Raw genomic sequence first — 16,748 nt, forward strand, 5'->3', positions numbered from 1 at the left:
CTCGGTGACGTGCGGCGGCCCGGCGCGACCGCCGCACGTCTCCCGCCTAGGCTGGAAGCGGACAAAAGCCCCTTTCTGAAAGGGGGGCGGCCATGGCTTCCCCTTCGAAGGCGGGCGCGGCCCTTGCCGCGCTGCGCGAGGATCTGGTCGGCGACGTGTTCGCCCCGGGGGATCAGGGCTACGACGACGCCCGGCTCGTCTTCAACGCGATGATCGACCGGCGGCCCGCCGTGATCGCCCAGTGCGTGGACGAGGCCGACGTCGTACGGGCCGTGCGTTTCGGGCGCGAACTGGACCTGCCGATCGCGGTGCGCGGCGGCGGGCACAGCGTCGCCGGCATGGCCCTGGGCGACGGGGCGCTCGTCGTGGACCTGCGCCACATGCGCGAGGTGACCGTGCGTCCGGCGGCCCGCGCGGTACGGATCGCGGGCGGGGCCACCATGAGCGAACTGGACGCCGCGACCCAGGAGCACGGCCTCGCCACCACCGGCGGCCGGGTCTCCACGACCGGGGTCGGCGGCTTCGTCCTGGGCGGCGGCTCCGGCTGGCTCGACCGCGCCTTCGGGCTCGCCGTCGACAACCTGCTCGGCGTCGACCTGGTGACCGCCGACGCGCGCGTGGTGCACGCGAGCGCCGAGGAGAACCCGGACCTGTTCTGGGCCCTGCACGGCGGCGGCGGGAACTTCGGCATCGCCACCGCGCTCACCCTGAGACTGCACGAACTGCCCGAGTTCTCTATCGCGTTGATGATGTACGACCCCGAGCACGGCCCGGACGTGGTCCGCACCTACCGCGAGATCATCGAGAGCGGCCCGCAGGAGGCGAGCGGCGGGGTCATCTATCTCACCGGCCCGCCCGAGGAGTTCGTGCCCGAGCACCTGGTCGGCACCCGGCTGTGCGGCGCCCTCCTCACCTACGCCGGTGCCGAGGAGGACCTGCGCAAGCTGGCCCAGCCGCTGCTGGCGCTGCCGCACGAGATCGAGATCGTCACGGCGCTGCCGTACCCGCAGTTCCAGACGATGCTCGACGACCCGCCGAACCTGCGGAACTACTGGTCGGCCGAGTATCTGACCGGCGCGCCCGACGCGTTCACGGATGTCTACTGCGCGCTCGGCGAGAGCATGCCGGTCCCCACCGGCACCCAGCACGTGCTGTTCCCGCTGGGCGGCGCCATCGCCTCGGGCCCCGCCGAGTACCCGGTGCCCTACCGGGACGCGCCCTGGGCCGTGCACCCCTTCGGCATCTGGGAGGACCCGGCCGACGACGAACGCTGCATCGGCTGGGTCAAGGACGTCCGCGCCCGGGTCCGGCCCTGGAGCACCGGAGCGGTCTACCTCAACTTCGTCGGCGACGAGGGCACCGACCGGGTGACCGCGGGCCTGGGCGCCGAGAACACCCGGCGGCTGGCGGCGGTGAAGCGGGAGTACGACCCCGACAACGTTTTCCGCTTCAACCACAACATCGCGCCCGCCTGACCCGAGATGTGCGCGGGGCATCCGCGCAGGTAGCGTCCGCTGCATGGACAGCCGTACGGACAGCACATTCGACAGCCAGGGCGCCGGGATCACCGTTCAGCGGGCGCTGGAGCTGCCCGGGCTGCGCAGTGGGCTGCCGGAGATCCTGGCGGGCGCCGACCGGCTCCAGCGGACCGTGCGGTGGGTGCACGCGGGCGAGGTCCCGAACATCGCCTCCCTCCTCAAGGGCGGCGAACTCCTCCTGACCACGGGCTACGGCCTCGGTACCCGCCCGGCGGAGCAGCGCGCGTTCGTCCGGACGCTGGCCGAGCGGGGGATCGCGGCCCTGGTCGTCGAACTCGGCCCGCGCTTCACCCGCCTGCCCGCGACCCTCGTCGAGACGGCGCGGGCGACCGGTCTCCCGCTGGTCCAGCTGCACCGCGAGGTGCCGTTCGTCGCGGTCACCGAGGAGATCCACACCGAGATCGTCAACGGCCACTACGCGCTGCTCCAGCAGGCCGAGGAGGTCCACCGCCGCTGCACGGAGGCCCTGCTCGGCGGGGGTGGCATCCCTCAAGTCCTGGGCATCCTGGCCGACTTCAGCGGCAACCCGGTCTTCCTGGAGACCCCGGACGGCCAACTCCTCTACGCGGCGGGCTCCGGACCCGAGGGCGCCGACCCGCTCCAGGTGTGGGAGGGACTGCGCGGCCAGCACAAGGACGGTCCGCCGCCCGCCGGTTCGGTACTCGTGGACGTGCCAGGGGGCGGCCCCGGCACGGGCTCCGTCCGCGCGCGGATCGTGCTCCTCCCGGTCCGCGCTCCGCTGGCCCCCGTGCACCGCATCGCCGCCGAACGGGCCGCCGGCAGTCTGGCCGTCGTCCTGATGCAGGCCCGCCAGGAGGAGGAGCTGGCGGCCCGCGGGCGCGGCGACTTCCTCACCGACCTCGCCGAGGGCCGCATCGCCGCCGAGGACGCCCCGGCGCAGGCCCGGGTGCTGGGCTTCAAGCCCGGTACCAGCCCGCTGCTGCCGGTGGTGATGCGCCTCGGCGACGCGCTGGCCTCCCCCGGCGGCGGCTGGGCGGTCCTGGCCCGCGCGGTCGCCGAGGAACTGGCCTCGGTGGGCGTCCCGGTCCTGCTGGGCGTACGGCCGGTCGAGGGCCGGGTCCCGCTGCTGCTCGGGCTGCGTTCGGAGTCGGAGCGCTCGGCCGTCGCCGACCGGGTCGCGGCGGCCCTGCGGGCGGGTGTGGAGCGGGCCGGGATGCAACGCCCGGGCGCGCAGCCGCCGATCGTGGTCGTCGGGGTGGCCGGCGGCTGGACGGCGGCCTCGGCGGGACTGCGGCACGCGGCCGAGACGGCGACGGCGGCCCAGGGCCTGTCCGACCGCCCCTGGTACGACGCCCGGCGCCTGGACATCGAGCTGCTGCTGTGGCGGCTGCGCGACCATCCCGACCTGGCGGCCTTCGTGGACCGGGCGATCGGCCCGCTCCGCGACCACGACAACCGCTCGAAACCGCCCCTGCTGCCCACGCTGGAGACGTACTTGGCGCACGCGGGCCGCAAGGCGGAGACCGCCCGGGAACTCCACCTCAACCGGCAGACGCTCTACAACAGGCTCGCCCGCATCGGGGAGTTGCTGGGCACCGACCTCGAAGACCCGCAGACGGTACTGGCGTTGAGCCTGGCGCTGCGCGCCCGCAGGCTCGTGCCGTGACGGGGACCGCTCAGGTCAGCGGCAGGGGCTGGGTCAACTCGTCGTAGACACTCAGCACTTGGGCGACCGTCTCGTCCTCCGTGGGCCAGGTGGAGGCCTGTCGGACGCCGTTCTCCCGGAGCAGTTCCCGGCGTTCGGGGTCCCCGAGCAGTCGGGTGACCGCGTCGCAGAGGGCCTTGGCGTCGCCGTAGGGGACCAGTTCGGCGGCGTCGCCGACGAGTTCGGGGATGCCGCCGACGGCGGTGGCGACCAGGGGGACGCGGGCGTGCAGGGCCTCCTGCGCGATCACCGAGCGGGACTCCCAACTGCTGGGCAGGAGCGCGAGATCGGCGGCGGCGAGCAGTTCGCGCACGTCGTCGCGGCTGCCGACGAGCCGGACGGGCAGTTCCTCGTCCTCGATCCGGCGCTGCAACTCGGGCCGCAGCGGCCCCTCCCCGGCGATCACCAGCAGCGGGGTCGGATCGAGGCGGCACCAGCCGCGCGAGGCGTCCAGGAGTGTGCGGTAGCCGCGCTGCCGGTCGAGCGAGCCGACGGCGACGAGCAACGGGCGGTCGGTGGTGCCGAGTTCGGCGCGGAGCTTGGAGCCCGGCCGGTCGGGATCCTCGTACTCGACGGCCCGGCGCGGCCCCGGCAGCGCTACGGCGGCGAGCCGCGCGTCCCGGGCGCCGGTCCGGCGCGCCCGGTCGACGAGGTCGGAGGTGGCGCCGAGCACCACGACGGCGGCCTTCACGACCCGCCGCTCCAGCAGCCGCAGCAGATGGGCGCGGGCGCCTTCGGCGTGGGCGCGGTCGTGCCAGGTGACGACGAGGGGCGTGTGCCGGCCGCTGAGCGCGAGGACGGCGCGGAAGGAGGCGTGCAGCCCGTGCGCGTGCACCAGGTCGGCATCGGCGCAGGCGGCGCGCAACGCGGCCACGGAGGACGGGTCGCTGCTGCGCGGTACGTGCACGTGTTCGGCGCCGGCGCCCGTGAAGTCGTAGGTGTGATCGGCCTCGACGGGGGCGCACACCGTGACCCGCACGCCCCGCGCGACGAGCCCGGAGGCCAGGGAGCGCACATGCGCGCTGCTGGCGGCGTTGCCTCCGCCGAGCACCTGCACGGTGCGCAGCGGCGACTGGCCGTGCGGTGAGTGGCTGCTCACGGGGGTCACGTGGCCGGGGCTCCTGGTTCGGCGACGGGCGGTCACGAAGAAAGTACAGAAGGATCGCGCGGTGGGGGTGTACCGCACGCTTCCTACGCGTTCCAACTCAAGGATGCCAGTACGTACGGGTGTTCCGACAACGCGAAAGACCCAGGAGCCCGTACGGAAGGGCAACACGGGTGGGGGATGTCACCCGTACGAGTGAGAAGCGCGCGCCGCCTGAACGACGGGCGCGCCCTAGCCGTCCGCGCGTGCCGTCGCCAGCAGTTCCTCCGCGTGTGCGCGGGCCGTCTCCGAGTCCTCCTGGCCGGCCAGCATCCGGGACAACTCCCGTACCCGTTCCTCCCCTTCGAGGACCTTCACGCCCGAGCGGGTCACGGACCCGTCGTTGGTCTTCTCGACCAGGAGCTGCCGGTCGGCGAAGGCCGCCACCTGGGGCAGGTGCGTGACGACCACGACCTGCGCGGTCTTCGCGAGCTTGGCGAGCCGCCGGCCGATCTCGACCGCCGCCTTGCCGCCGACACCGGCGTCGACCTCGTCGAAGAGATACGTCGGCACGGGATCGGTCCCCGCGAAGACGACCTCCACGGCCAGCATCACGCGCGACAGCTCACCGCCGGAGGCGCCCTTGGCGATGGGCCGGGGCGGGGCGCCGGGGTGCGGGGCGAGCAGCAGCTCGACCTCGTCGGCGCCCGAGGGGCCGTAGGCGACCGCCCGCCCGCCGACCTCGACGCCCTCCGGGTCCTCGGTCTGCCGGATCTCGAACGACACGCGCGCGTGCGGCATCGCGAGGGACGCCAGCTCGGCGGTGACGGCCGCGGCGAACCGCTCGGCCGCCTCCGTCCGGGCGTCGGTCAACGCCTGCGCCAGCCCGCCCAGTTCGCCCCGCAGCGCGTCCCGTTCGGCGGTCAGCTCGTCGATCCGCTCGTCGTCGCCGTCGAGTTCGGTGAGCCGCGCGGCCCCCTGCTCGGCGTAGGCGAGCACGGCCGCGATGTCCTGGCCGTACTTCCGGGTGAGCGCGTTGAGCGCGGCCCGCCGCTCCTCCACGGCCGCCAGCCGCAGCGGATCGGCGTCGAGGTCGTCGGCGTAGCCCGCCAGCTCCCCCGCCACATCGCCCAGCAGGATGCCGATCTCGCCGATCCGGTCGGTGAGCGAGGCCAGCGCCGAGTCGTGCGAGCGGACGGCCTCCAGGGCCCGCTGGGCGCCCGCGACGAGCGTCGCCGCGTCGATGCCCTCCGGGTCCTCGGGGTTGCCGGCCAGCGCGGCGTGCGCGACCGTCGCGGCCGACGCCAGCGCCTCCGCGTGTCCGAGCCGCTCGGCCTCGGCGGCGAGCTCCACGTCCTCCCCGGCCCGCGGCTCCACGCCCGCGATCTCGTCGAGGCCGTAGCGCAGCATGTCGGCCTCCTGGGCCCGTTCCCGCGCGCGCGTGGTGATCTCGTCCAGTTCGACGGCGACGGCCCGCAGCCGCCGGTACGCCTCCGCGTACTTGGCGAGCGGTCCCGTGACGGCGTCCCCGGCGTACCGGTCGAGCGCCTGCCGCTGCCGGGACTGCTTGAGCAGCCCCTGCTGATCGGTCTGTCCGTGCACGGCGACCAGCTCGTCGGCCAGTTCCGCGAGCACGCCCACCGGCACGGACCGGCCGCCCAGGTGCGCCCGGGAGCGCCCTTCGGCGGAAACGGTACGGCTGACGAGCAGCGTCCCGTCCTCCAGCTCGGCCCCGGCCTCCTCGGCGCGCAGCACGGCGGAGCCGCCCGGAGGGACGGAGATCCGCCCCTCCACGACCGCGTTCTTCGCCCCGATCCGCACCAGCGCCGGGTCCGCCCGGCCACCGAGCAGCAGCCCGAGACTGGTGACGACCATGGTCTTGCCCGCGCCCGTCTCACCCGTGACGGCGGTGAACCCCGGCGACAGCTCGACGACAGCGTCGTCGATGACTCCGAGGGACCGTATCCGCATCTCTTCCAGCACGGTGAAGACCTTACGAGGTAGGGCGGGAGAAGCGCGAGGCGCCCTGTCACCCTGGGGAGTGGCCCCGCGCGATCGTGCTAGTGGGGAGCCCCCCGCCATCCCGAGACCGGCAGGGCGAACTTGGCGACGAGCCGGTCGGTGAACGAGGCGTGGTGCAGCCGGGCGAGCCGCACCGGCACGGCCCCCCGCCGCACCTCGACCCGGGCCCCGGCGGGCAGTTCGACGGTCCGCCGCCCGTCGCACCACAGCACGCCGGGCGGAATGTGCGGCAGCACCTCCACGGCCAGCACGGAGTCCGGCGAGGTGACCAGCGGCTTCGCGAACAGCGCGTGCGCGCTGATCGGCACCATCAGCAGCGCCTCCACCTCGGGCCACACCACGGGCCCGCCGGCGGAGAAGGCGTACGCGGTGGACCCGGTGGGAGTCGCGCAGACGATCCCGTCGCACCCGAACCCGGTCACCGGGCGCCCGTCGATCTCCAGCACGACTTCCAGCAGCTTCTCGGCGCCGGCCTTCTGCACCGCCGCCTCGTTCAGCGCCCAGTCCGTGTGGACGATGTTGCCGTTCTTGTGCACGACGACGTCGACGGTCATCCGCTCCTCGACCTCGTAGGCCCGGGTGACCACCCGGTCCACGACCTTGTCGAGGTCGTCCCGCTCGGCCTCGGCGAGGAAGCCCACGCTGCCGAGGTTGACGCCGAGCATCGGCACCCCGGACGCCCGCGCGAACTCCGCGCCGCGCAGCAGTGTGCCGTCGCCGCCGAGGACGATGAGCAGTTCGCAGCCCTCAAGGCACTGCGGGGTGGCCTCGGTGACCGTCTCCACCTCGTCGGGCAGCGGCAGGTCGCGTGCCTCGTACTCCAGGACACGCACCCCGATGCCGGACTGGAGCAGCCCCTTGACCACCAGTTCGGCACTCCGGATCGCCGCGGGGCGACCCGTGTGCGCGAGGAGGAAAACAGTACGAGCTCGGTTCTGTGTCAACGCGGCCCCTCCGCCACTGCACGGTCAACATCGGCCGGGTCCAGTTCGGGTGCCCCGGCCCGCAGCCACAGAAAGTACTCGACGTTCCCGGACGGCCCGGGCAGCGGGCTGGCGGTCACGCCCGCCACCCCGAGCCCGAGTTCGCCGGCCCGCCGGGCGACTCCGCGCACGGCCTCGGCCCGTAGTTCCGGGCTGCGTACGACACCACCGCTCCCCAGCCGTTCCTTCCCCACCTCGAACTGCGGCTTGACCATCATCACCAGGTCCGCGTCCGGCTTCGTGCACCGCGCCAGGGCGGGCAGCACCAGCCCGAGCGGGATGAAGGACAGATCCCCCACGACAAGATCCACAGGCTCCCCATCGATCGCTTCAAGCGTCAACTCGCGTACGTTCGTACGGTCCTTGACGGTGACGCGTTCATCGCTCTGCAGAGACCACGCGAGTTGTCCGTACCCGACGTCGACCGCCACGACCTGCGCGGCACCGGCCCGCAGCAGCACATCGGTGAAGCCTCCGGTGGACGCGCCGGCGTCCAGCGCCCGCCGCCCCTCGACCACGAGCCCCCGCGGCCCGAAGGCCGCCAGGGCGCCCGCGAGCTTGTGGCCGCCGCGCGACACGTAGTCGGGGTCGTCGTCGTCCGCCACGACGACGATGGCCGCCGCCGTCTCCACCTGGGTGGCGGGCTTGGTCGCGACGGTCTTGCCGACGGTGACCCGCCCCGCGGCGATCAACTGGCTCGCGTGCTCCCGCGAGCGCGCGAGCTTCCGCCGCACCAGCTCGGCGTCGAGACGGCGGCGTGCCACTCCAGCCACGTTCGGTTCAGCTCCTATTGCCGTACGTCGATGGGGGCGCCGGAGGTCCCGGGCGGGCGTCGAGCGCGGTGAGCGCGTCGCGCAGCCCCCGGTGTACATCCTCGTACACCTCGACATGCCCGTCCGTGGCGAGGTGGTCGGTGTCGGCGAGGCGCCCGAGCTGGGCGTCGACGTCGGGGTTGCCGCTGGGCGCGCGGTCCACGTTCAGGGGCGCGGGGGCGGCCGGGTCGTACGCGGGCTCCGCCTCCGGTACGGCCTCGGGAACTGAGTCGCTCATGCCCAGACGCTACCCCGAAGGCCTGGGGTACCGTCGATCACGATGGCAACGATCGAGGAGTGCCGCGCCGCACTCGAAAAGCTCTCGGACAACATGCAGAAGGCCGACGGGAACGTCCGCGCCGCCGCGGCCATGGACCGCTCGGTCAGCTGCCGGATCACCGACCTCGACGTCACGTTCGTCGGCCGGCTGTCCGGCGGCCGGATCGTGGTGGACGAGACCGTGGAGGGCCTGCCGCCGGAGAAGGCCCAGATCAGGCTGACCATGGCCGGCGACGACCTGGTGGCCATGGTCGACGGCGGCCTCAACTTCGCGAAGGCCTGGGGCTCGGGCCGGGTGAAGCTGGAGGCCAACCTGTTCGACCTGTTCCGCCTCAGGAAGCTTCTGTAGCGCCTGTGACAGCTGCGGCAGCCGCTGTCGCCGCCGTCTTGTCGAGCTCGGTCCGCGCCCGCGTACGTGCCTTGCGCGCGGCCGGCACCACCAGCGGCGTCCCCGTCTCCGGGTCGTCGACGACCTGGCAGCGCAGCCCGAACACCTCCTCGACCAGTTCCGCCGTGACGATGTCGTTCGGCGCGCCCTCCGCGATGACCGCGCCCTCCCGCAGGGCGATGAGGTGGGTGGCGTAGCGCGCCGCGTGGTTGAGGTCGTGCAGCACCGCGACCAGCGTGCGGCCCTGCTCCTCGTGCAGTTCGGCACAGAGGTCGAGGACGTCGATCTGGTGCTGGATGTCCAGGTAGGTGGTCGGCTCGTCGAGCAGCAGCAGGGGTGTCTGCTGGGCGAGCGCCATCGCGATCCACACGCGCTGCCGCTGCCCGCCGGAGAGTTCGTCGACGTAGCGGTCGGCGAGTTCGGCGACCCCGGTCTGCGCCATCGACTCCTGTACGACCCGCTCGTCCTCCTGGGACCACTGGCGCAGGATGCCCTGGTGCGGGTACCGGCCGCGGCCCACGAGGTCGCCGACAGTGATCCCGTCCGGCGCGATGGACGACTGCGGGAGCAGACCGAGCGTCCGCGCGACCTTCTTCGCCGGCATCGACTGGATGACCTGCCCGTCGAGCAGCACCCGGCCCTCGCTCGGCCGCAGCATCCGCGAAAGGGCCCGCAGCAGTGTGGACTTGCCGCACGCGTTCGGGCCGACGATCACCGTGAAGGAGTTGTCGGGGATCTCCACCGACAGCTCGCGCGCGATGACGCGCTGGTCGTAGGCGAGGGTGACGTTCTCGGCGGACAGGCGGTTCACGGTGCTCCTTTGGTCGTCCTCGTTCGCCGAGGTGTTCACACGGTTGCTCATATCCGGCCCGCCCTGCGCTCGGTGACCAGGAGCCACAGCAGGTAGATCCCGCCGAGCACTCCGGTGACCACGCCCACGGGCAACTGGTCGGCGCCGAAGGCCCGTTGGGAGGCCCAGTCGGCGGTGACCAGCAGGGTGGCGCCCATGCACAGCGAGGGCACCAGGTTGGGACCCGGCGAGCGGGTCAGCCGCCGGGCCAGCTGCGGCGCCGTGAGCGCGACGAAGCCGACGGGTCCGGCGGCGGCGGTCGCGGCGGCGGTGAGCAGCACGGCGGCGACCATCAGCAGCAGCCGCACCCGCTCGACCCGCACGCCGAGGGCGTACGACACGTCGTCGCCCATCTCCATCATCCGCAGCCCGCGCGCGTTGGCGAGGACGAGCGGCAGCAGTACGGCACACAGGCCGAGCAGCGGCCAGACCTGGGTCCAGTCACGGCCGTTGAGGGAACCGGTCATCCACACGACCGCGCGGGCCGCGTCGACCAGGTCGGCCTTGGTGAGCAGATAGCCGTTGACGGCGGTGACGACGGCGGAGACGCCGATGCCGACCAGGACGAGCCGGTAGCCGTGCACGCCCTGCTTCCAGGCGAGCAGATAGATCAGCAGCCCGGTCACCAGACCGCCGGCGAGCGCCCCGAGGGTGACGGCGGTCGCGCTGCCGGAGAACAGCACGATCACGACGAGGGCCCCGGCCGTCGCCCCCTGCGAGAGGCCGAGCACGTCCGGACTCCCCAGCGGATTGCGGGAGATGGCCTGGAACAGCGCACCACCGAGCCCGAGCGAGGCCCCGACCAGCAGCCCGACGAGGACACGCGGCAGCCGCAGTTCGTTGACGATGAACTCCTGTCCGGCGTCCCCGCCCCCGAACAGTGTCCGCAGGACGTCACCGGCCGCGATCGGGAAGTCGCCGGTGCCGATCAGCACGACACTCGCGGCGAGCGCGCAGACCAGGAGCAGGACGACGACCGTGAGGGCACGCGGATCGAGACGCAGGGAGAGGCCGCCGGTCCGTACGGCCCGTGCGCGAAGGGCCCGGGCCGGCCCGGTCTGTCCGGCGGAGCCGCCCTCCGCCGTCGTACGAGTGGGATTCACAGCTGAGCCGTCCTTCGGCGCCGCACGAGGAGGATGAAGACCGGACCGCCGAGGATCGCGGTCACGATGCCGACCTGGAGTTCCGCGGGCCGCGCGATCAGCCGGCCGAGCACGTCCGCGCCGAGCAGCAGCACGGGCGACAGAACCGTGGCGTACGGCAGGATCCAGCGCAGGTCGGGGCCGGTGAAGGAGCGCACCACGTGCGGGACCATCAGGCCGACGAAGACGATCGGCCCGCAGGCGGCGGTCGCGGCCCCGCACAGCACGGTCGCGGAGAGCATGGCGAGCGCCCGGGTGCGGTTGAGGTCGGCGCCGAGGGCTCGGGCGGTGTCGTCGCCCATCGCCACCGCGTTCAGCGGCCGGGCCAGCAGCAGCGAGACGACCGTGCCGACCGCGAGGAACGGCGCGACCTGCGTGATCGTCGAGCCGGTGGCCGAGGAGAGCGAACCGACCGTCCAGAAGCGCATCTTGGAGAGCGCCGCGTCGTCCATGATCATGACGGCCTGGAGATAGCCGTAGAGTGCGGCACTGATCGCCGTGCCGGCGAGCGCCAGGCGCACGGGCGTGGCGCCCCGGCTGCCGCCCAGGAACCAGACCAGCGCGCCGACCACCGCCGCGCCCGCGAAGGCGAACCAGACATAGCCGCTCAGCGAGGTGACGCCGAAGTAGGTGATGGCGGTGACCACGGCGGCCGAGGCGCCGGCGTTGATGCCGAGCAGCCCCGGGTCCGCGAGCGGGTTGCGGGTGAGCGCCTGGAGGACCGCGCCGGAGAGACCGAGCGCGGCACCGGCCAGCAGCCCGAGGACCGTACGGGAGATCCGGTCGCCGACCACGACGTCCGCGTACGTCCCCGTGTCGTGGAACAGGCCGTGCCACACATCCCCGGGCGGCAGCGATTTCGCGCCGATCGCGATGCTCGCCAGGGCGGTGAGCAGCAGGAGCGCCACCGAGACGAAGAGCCCAAGGACTCGTGCCGCGCGGCGGGTTGGGGGCGCGGGGGCGGTCTCCGCGCGCTGTTCGGGGGGACTGTCGACCAACACGAGCTTAGGTTAGCCTACCCTCATGCACGGCCTGGCCGGTGCGTCCCCCCGAGTGCCCGGCTCACAGCCCCAAACGCGCCAGCGCCTTCTCCGCGTCCAACGCGCAGGAGCCGTCCCCCGCCGCCGTCCAGGCCGCCGCGCAGAGCGCCCGCAGCCCGTCCAAGGGCTCGCCCGCACCGTCGAGTTCCAGCCGCTCCCGGCCCGCCCGCGCGGTCCAACCCCCGCACCGGAAGCCGTCTCCCGCCTCGGTGACCTCGGGCTGCCCGGTGAGCATGCCCCGCAGATCGGCGTCGACATACGTCGGCCGGTGCCGCGGCGGCGCGGCGAGCAACTGCGCGCCGTCGGTGACACCGGTCAGCACGAGCAGCGAGTCCACCTCCCCGTTGAACGCCCCCTCGATGTCCGTGTCCAGCCGGTCCCCCACCACCAACGGCCGCTCGGCACCGGTCCGCAGGATCGTCTCCTTGTGCATCGGCGGCAACGGCTTCCCCGCCACCTGCGGCTCGGCCCCGGTCGCTATCCGTACGACCTCCACCGCCGCGCCGTTGCCCGGCGCGATCCCCCGCGCGCTCGGGATCGTCAGGTCGGTGTTGGACGCGAACCACGGCACCCCGCCCGCGATGGCGTAACAGGCCTCCGCGAACCGGGACCACACCAGGTCCGGGCCGCCGTAGCCCTGCACGACCGCCACCGGACCGTCCTCGGCGGAGTCGACGGGCTCCAGCCCGCGCTCACGCAGCGCGACCCGCAGCCCCTCCCCGCCGATCACCAGCACCCGGGAGCCGGCCGGCACCTGCTCGCTGATCAGCCGGGCGACGGCCTGCGCGGAGGTGATGACGTCGTCGGCCCCGGTCGGAATCCCCAACTCGGTGAGATGCACGGCCACCGCGTCCGGCGTCCGCAGCGCGTTGTTGGTGACGTAGGCGAGCCGCATGCCCCCCGCGCGCGCGGTGGCGAGCGACTCGACCGCGTGGGCGATGGCCTCACCCCCCGCGTACACCACCCCGTCGAGGTCGAGCAGCGCCGTGTCGTACGCCTCGCTCAGGGCCCGGCCACTGCCTTCGGGACTCGTCCTGACGCTCTGGCTCATTCCACATCGCTCCTCGTTCGATCGCTTTCACCCGATCATCCCGCACGCCACTGACACACGTACGATGCCGGGATGAACACCGCAGGTCACTCGGAAGCAACGGAGCGCCGAGGCCTGGAACTCACCCCGTTCCGAGGCCTCCGCTACGACCCCGACCTGGTCGGCAGCCTGGCCGCCGTGACGTCCCCACCGTACGACGTCGTCGTACGCCCCGACGGTCTGCACCATCTCCAGGACTCCGACCCGCACAACATCGTCCGGCTGATCCTCCCGCAGGCCACCACCCCCAGTGCCCGCAACGAACAGGCGGCCGACACCCTGCACCGCTGGCTCGCCGAGGGAGTCCTCGCCACCGACCCCGAGCCCGGTCTGTACGTATACGAACAGCACGACGGCAACGGCCTGTTGCAGCGCGGCATCATCGGCGCCCTGCGCCTGACGGACCCGTCGGAAGGCGTGGTCCTGCCGCACGAGGACGTCATGCCGCACGTCATCGCGGACCGCGCGGCCCTCATGCGGGCCACCTCCGCCAACCTCGAACCCCTGCTCCTCACCTACCGGGGCAACGGTTCACCATCCGACACGACCACCGTCGTCGAGCGCGTCGCCCAGGACCCGCCACTCCTGTCGACGACCACGGAGGACGGCTACAGCCACCGCCTCTGGTCGGTCACCGACCCCACCGTGCTGGCCCGCATCCAGACCGACCTGGCCCGCCACCAGGCCCTCATCGCCGACGGCCACCACCGCTGGGCGACCTACCGACGTCTACGCGCGGAGCACCCCTCCCCCAGCCCCTGGGACTACGGCCTCGTCCTCCTCGTCGACACCGCCCGCTACCCGCTCCGGGTACGCGCGATCCACCGTCTCCTGCACGGCGTCCCCGTCGCCGACGCCCTGGCCGCCCTGGACGGCCACTTCCGCGTCCAGCACCTGGAAGTGCCCCTCCCGGAAGCCCTGGAGGCCCTCGCCGACGCGGCCTGCGCGGGCAACGCCTTCCTCCTCGCCGGAGACGGCTCCTTCCACCTGGTCGACCACCCGGACCCCGACCTCCTGGCCCGCACGATCCCCGCCGACCGCCCCGCCGCATGGCGCACCCTGGACGCCACGGTCCTGCACGCCACTCTCCTGGACCACGTCTGGCTCATCCCCGAGGATGACCCGACCCGCATCGCCTACATCCACGACACCGCCGCCACCGTCCGCAAGGCCGAACGCGACGGAGGTACGGCCGTGTTGATGCACCCCGTCCGCGAGGAGGTCGTACGCGACCTGGCCCTCCAGGGCGTCACGATGCCCCGCAAGTCGACGTCCTTCGGCCCGAAGCCGGCGTCGGGGCTGGTGCTGCGCGCGCTGGAACCCTGAGCCTCCGGAGACACGGGAAGGGCGGAAACACGGGAAGGGCGGGACCCCGATTCCGGAGTCCCGCCCTTCGTCCCGCTCTCTTCGTCACCGGTGACGTGCGCCGCCGTCAGTCCTTGTCGTTGTCGGTGCCCTTGACCTCGGCAGCGGACTCGACTTCGTCGTCCTCGTCATCCTCGATGTCGTCGTCGTCCGCGATGTCGTCGTCCTCGTCGACATCCACCTCGTCGGCCACGGAGGCCTCGTCGACGACCTCGGTGACGGCATCGACGTCGCCACCGATGTCCTCACCGTCCTCGTCGTCCTCGACGAACGCGTCGACGAACTCGACACCGTCCATCTCCGCGAGCCGGTCCGACGCGTCCGTGCTGCCGTCCTTGTCGGACTCCACGGCCTTGGCGAACCACTCCCGCGCATCGTCCTCGCGCCCGGCGGCGAGCAGGGCGTCGGCGTACGCGTAGCGCAGTCGCGCGGTCCACGGCTGCACGGTGTTCGAGGCCAGCTCCGGGCTCTGGAGAGTGACGATGGCCGCGTCGAGCTGGTCCATGTCACGCCGGGCACCGGCCGCGACGAGCCGCATCTCGACCTGCCCAGCCTTGTCGAGCTTGTGCACCTCGGAGGCCCCGGCCATCTCCAGCGCCTTCTCCGGCCGCCCGAGCCCACGCTCGCAGTCGGCCATCACGGGCCACAGCTCCACGCCGCCGGTCATCCGCCGCGCGGCCCGGAACTCGGCCAGCGCCTCGCTGTACTTCTGGTTCGCGTACGCCGCGAACCCGGCCGCCTCACGCACGGCGGCGACGCGCGACGCCAGCCGCAGGGCGATCTTCGAGTAGGCGTAGGCGCCCTCGGGGTCCTCGTCGATGAGCCGCGCGACCATCACGAGGTTCTTCGACACGTCCTCCGCGAGCCCCTTCGGCAGGCTCAGCAGCTCCTGACGCACGTCCGCGTCGATCTCGTCGCCCGTGACGTCCTCGGGGATCGGCAGCCGCTTGATCGGCTCACGGTCGCGGTCACGCTCCCGGTCGTCCCGGAACCGACCGCCACCGCGCCGGTCGTCACGCCGGTCGTCGCGCCGGGGGTACCCACCGCGGTCGTCGTCCCGCCGGAAGGCGGGCCGCTCACCGCGGCTGTCGTCGCGGCGGAAACCACCGGGACGCCCCCCGCGATCATCACGACGGGGTCCGGTGGGACGGTCGTCACGCCCACGGAAGCCGCCACGGTCGCCGCGGTTGTCACCCCGGGTGTCGCCGCGGTCGTCGCGACGGAAGGCCGGCCGTTCGGCGCGGTTGTCTCCGCGGTCGTCGCGCCGGAACGCGGGCCGCTCGCCACGGTTGTCGTCCCGCCGGAAAGGCGGCCTCTCACCACGGTTGTCGTCACGACGCGGCCCCGAGGGACGGTCGTCACGGCGGGGGTAGCCGCCACGGTCACCACGGTCGCGGTCACCACGGTTGTCGTCGCGCCGGAAGGCCGGACGGTCACCGTCACGACGGTCGTCCCTGCGGTCGTCCCGACGGAAAGCCGGACGCTCGCCACGGTGGTCGCTGCGGTGGTCACCGCGGTCGTCGCGCCGGAACGCGGGCCGCTCGCCACGGTTGTCACCGCGATCGTCCCGGCGGAAGCCACCACGATCGCCGCCACGGTCGTCACGACGAGGGCCGGCGGGACGGTCGTCACGCCCACGGAAACCACCGCGGTCGCCATTGCCACGGTCGTCGCTACGGCGGTCATCTCGTCGATCGTCACGACGGTCGTCACGGCGGGGGTAGCCGCCCCGGTCACCACGCTCGCGGTCACCGCGGTTGTCGTCGCGCCGGAAGGCCGGACGGTCACCGTCACGCCGGTCGTCCCTGCGGTCGTCACGCCGGAACGCGGGCCGCTCGCCACGGTTGTCACCGCGATCGTCGCGGCGGAATCCACCACGGTCACCACGGTTGTCGCCGCGGTCGTCACGCCGGAACGCGGGCCGCTCGCCACGGTTGTCACCGCGATCGTCCCGGCGGAAGCCACCACGATCGCCGCCACGGTCGTCACGACGGGGGCCGCCGGCGGGACGGTCATCACGACGCGGACCGGCCGAGCGGTCGTCGCGGCCACGGAACCCGCCGCGCTCACCACCGCCACCACCGCTGCGGTCGTCACGGCGGACATAGCCACCGCGACCGCCACCGCTGCCGCTGCTGCCGCGGTCGTTCCCGCGATCGTTGCTACGGCTCGGTCCTCCGCGGTACCCGCCACGGTCACCGCGATCACCACTGTCCCGTCGCCGCTGGTCGCGCTCCGGTCGATCCTCGGGAGAGTTGGTGGACATCGGTGACTCCTGTCTTCGGTACCGCAAGTCATTCTCGCGCAGCCAGCTACTCGGCGCGCTCCGGGCTGAAAAACAAAAAAGGACCCCTGGTCCCAGCGTGAACGCTGGGACCAGGGGTCCTCCAAAGATTGTTCGGCGGCGTCCTACTCTCCCACAGGGTCCCCCCTGCAGTACCATCGGCGCTGTAAGGCTTAGCTTCCGGGTTCGGAATGTAACCGGGCGT

Annotated in this window: 15 protein-coding genes and 1 rRNA gene; 5 read left to right on the forward strand and 11 right to left on the reverse strand. The window is 73.0% G+C overall.

The window, feature by feature from the left end; all coding sequences use genetic code 11:
* Positions 1-92: 92 nt before the first annotated feature.
* The gene (locus ACIQPR_RS28490) at positions 93-1,475 is read left to right on the forward strand and encodes an FAD-binding protein (protein WP_403653908.1); all 1,383 of its coding nucleotides are present in this window, start codon (positions 93-95) and stop codon (positions 1,473-1,475) included.
* Between the two features lie 43 nt (positions 1,476-1,518).
* Positions 1,519-3,165, forward strand: a complete 1,647-nt coding sequence (locus ACIQPR_RS28495; RefSeq protein ID WP_403653911.1) for a PucR family transcriptional regulator — start codon at positions 1,519-1,521, stop codon at positions 3,163-3,165.
* 10 nt (positions 3,166-3,175) lie between these two features.
* Here ACIQPR_RS28495 and ACIQPR_RS28500 read toward each other — a convergent pair whose 3' ends face one another.
* The 5 genes from ACIQPR_RS28500 to ACIQPR_RS28520 form a co-directional block, all read right to left on the reverse strand.
* Positions 3,176-4,312: a glycosyltransferase family 4 protein gene (locus ACIQPR_RS28500; RefSeq protein WP_403653913.1), complete on the reverse strand. Its 1,137-nt coding sequence runs from the start codon at positions 4,310-4,312 to the stop codon at positions 3,176-3,178.
* A gap of 228 nt (positions 4,313-4,540) precedes the next feature.
* The gene (recN, locus tag ACIQPR_RS28505) at positions 4,541-6,259 is read right to left on the reverse strand and encodes a DNA repair protein RecN (protein ID WP_403653971.1); all 1,719 of its coding nucleotides are present in this window, start codon (positions 6,257-6,259) and stop codon (positions 4,541-4,543) included.
* Between the two features lie 89 nt (positions 6,260-6,348).
* Complete coding sequence (locus tag ACIQPR_RS28510; RefSeq protein WP_026179466.1) at positions 6,349-7,254, reverse strand: NAD kinase; 906 nt, start codon at positions 7,252-7,254, stop codon at positions 6,349-6,351.
* Entirely contained in the window at positions 7,251-8,066 is an 816-nt protein-coding gene (locus tag ACIQPR_RS28515; protein ID WP_403653916.1) for a TlyA family RNA methyltransferase, read from the reverse strand. Before ACIQPR_RS28515 ends, ACIQPR_RS28510 begins: the two co-directional genes overlap by 4 nt.
* A gap of 7 nt (positions 8,067-8,073) precedes the next feature.
* A complete protein-coding gene (locus ACIQPR_RS28520) occupies positions 8,074-8,343 on the reverse strand; it encodes a hypothetical protein (protein ID WP_403653919.1) in 270 nt (89 codons plus the stop codon).
* A 42-nt stretch (positions 8,344-8,385) separates the two neighbouring features.
* On the opposite strand from ACIQPR_RS28520, the gene ACIQPR_RS28525 reads away from it, so the two are divergent.
* Positions 8,386-8,733 carry an SCP2 sterol-binding domain-containing protein gene (locus ACIQPR_RS28525; protein ID WP_403653922.1) on the forward strand — a complete coding sequence of 116 codons (348 nt, stop codon included), beginning with the start codon at positions 8,386-8,388 and terminating at the stop codon, positions 8,731-8,733.
* Here the strand turns inward: ACIQPR_RS28525 and ACIQPR_RS28530 are convergent.
* The 4 genes from ACIQPR_RS28530 to ACIQPR_RS28545 all read right to left on the reverse strand — a co-directional run bounded on the left by ACIQPR_RS28530 (position 8,717) and on the right by ACIQPR_RS28545 (position 12,855).
* Positions 8,717-9,634 (reverse strand): ABC transporter ATP-binding protein, encoded by a 918-nt coding sequence (locus ACIQPR_RS28530; protein ID WP_403653925.1) that lies wholly within the window; start codon positions 9,632-9,634, stop codon positions 8,717-8,719. The two genes, ACIQPR_RS28525 and ACIQPR_RS28530, sit on opposite strands and share 17 nt — an antisense overlap.
* Positions 9,631-10,626 (reverse strand): FecCD family ABC transporter permease, encoded by a 996-nt coding sequence (locus tag ACIQPR_RS28535; protein WP_403653974.1) that lies wholly within the window; start codon positions 10,624-10,626, stop codon positions 9,631-9,633. Before ACIQPR_RS28535 ends, ACIQPR_RS28530 begins: the two co-directional genes overlap by 4 nt.
* A 95-nt stretch (positions 10,627-10,721) precedes the next feature.
* A complete protein-coding gene (locus ACIQPR_RS28540; RefSeq protein WP_403653928.1) occupies positions 10,722-11,765 on the reverse strand; it encodes a FecCD family ABC transporter permease in 1,044 nt (347 codons plus the stop codon).
* A 61-nt stretch (positions 11,766-11,826) separates the two neighbouring features.
* Complete coding sequence (locus ACIQPR_RS28545) at positions 11,827-12,855, reverse strand: HAD hydrolase-like protein (RefSeq protein ID WP_403653931.1); 1,029 nt, start codon at positions 12,853-12,855, stop codon at positions 11,827-11,829.
* A 72-nt stretch (positions 12,856-12,927) separates the two neighbouring features.
* On the opposite strand from ACIQPR_RS28545, the gene ACIQPR_RS28550 reads away from it, so the two are divergent.
* Positions 12,928-14,220 carry a DUF1015 domain-containing protein gene (locus tag ACIQPR_RS28550; RefSeq protein WP_403653933.1) on the forward strand — a complete coding sequence of 431 codons (1,293 nt, stop codon included), beginning with the start codon at positions 12,928-12,930 and terminating at the stop codon, positions 14,218-14,220.
* A gap of 106 nt (positions 14,221-14,326) precedes the next feature.
* On the opposite strand, the gene ACIQPR_RS28555 is transcribed toward ACIQPR_RS28550, so the two are convergent.
* Positions 14,327-15,157: a hypothetical protein gene (locus tag ACIQPR_RS28555; RefSeq protein ID WP_403653936.1), complete on the reverse strand. Its 831-nt coding sequence runs from the start codon at positions 15,155-15,157 to the stop codon at positions 14,327-14,329.
* 594 nt (positions 15,158-15,751) lie between these two features.
* On the opposite strand from ACIQPR_RS28555, the gene ACIQPR_RS28560 reads away from it, so the two are divergent.
* Positions 15,752-16,531, forward strand: a complete 780-nt coding sequence (locus ACIQPR_RS28560; RefSeq protein ID WP_403653938.1) for a hypothetical protein — start codon at positions 15,752-15,754, stop codon at positions 16,529-16,531.
* 124 nt (positions 16,532-16,655) lie between these two features.
* Here the strand turns inward: ACIQPR_RS28560 and rrf are convergent.
* Positions 16,656-16,748: ribosomal RNA gene (gene rrf / locus ACIQPR_RS28565) — 5S ribosomal RNA — on the reverse strand; the annotation flags it as partial.

This window comes from Streptomyces sp. NPDC091280 (assembly GCF_044768565.1).
Classification (GTDB): Bacteria; Actinomycetota; Actinomycetes; order Streptomycetales; family Streptomycetaceae; genus Streptomyces.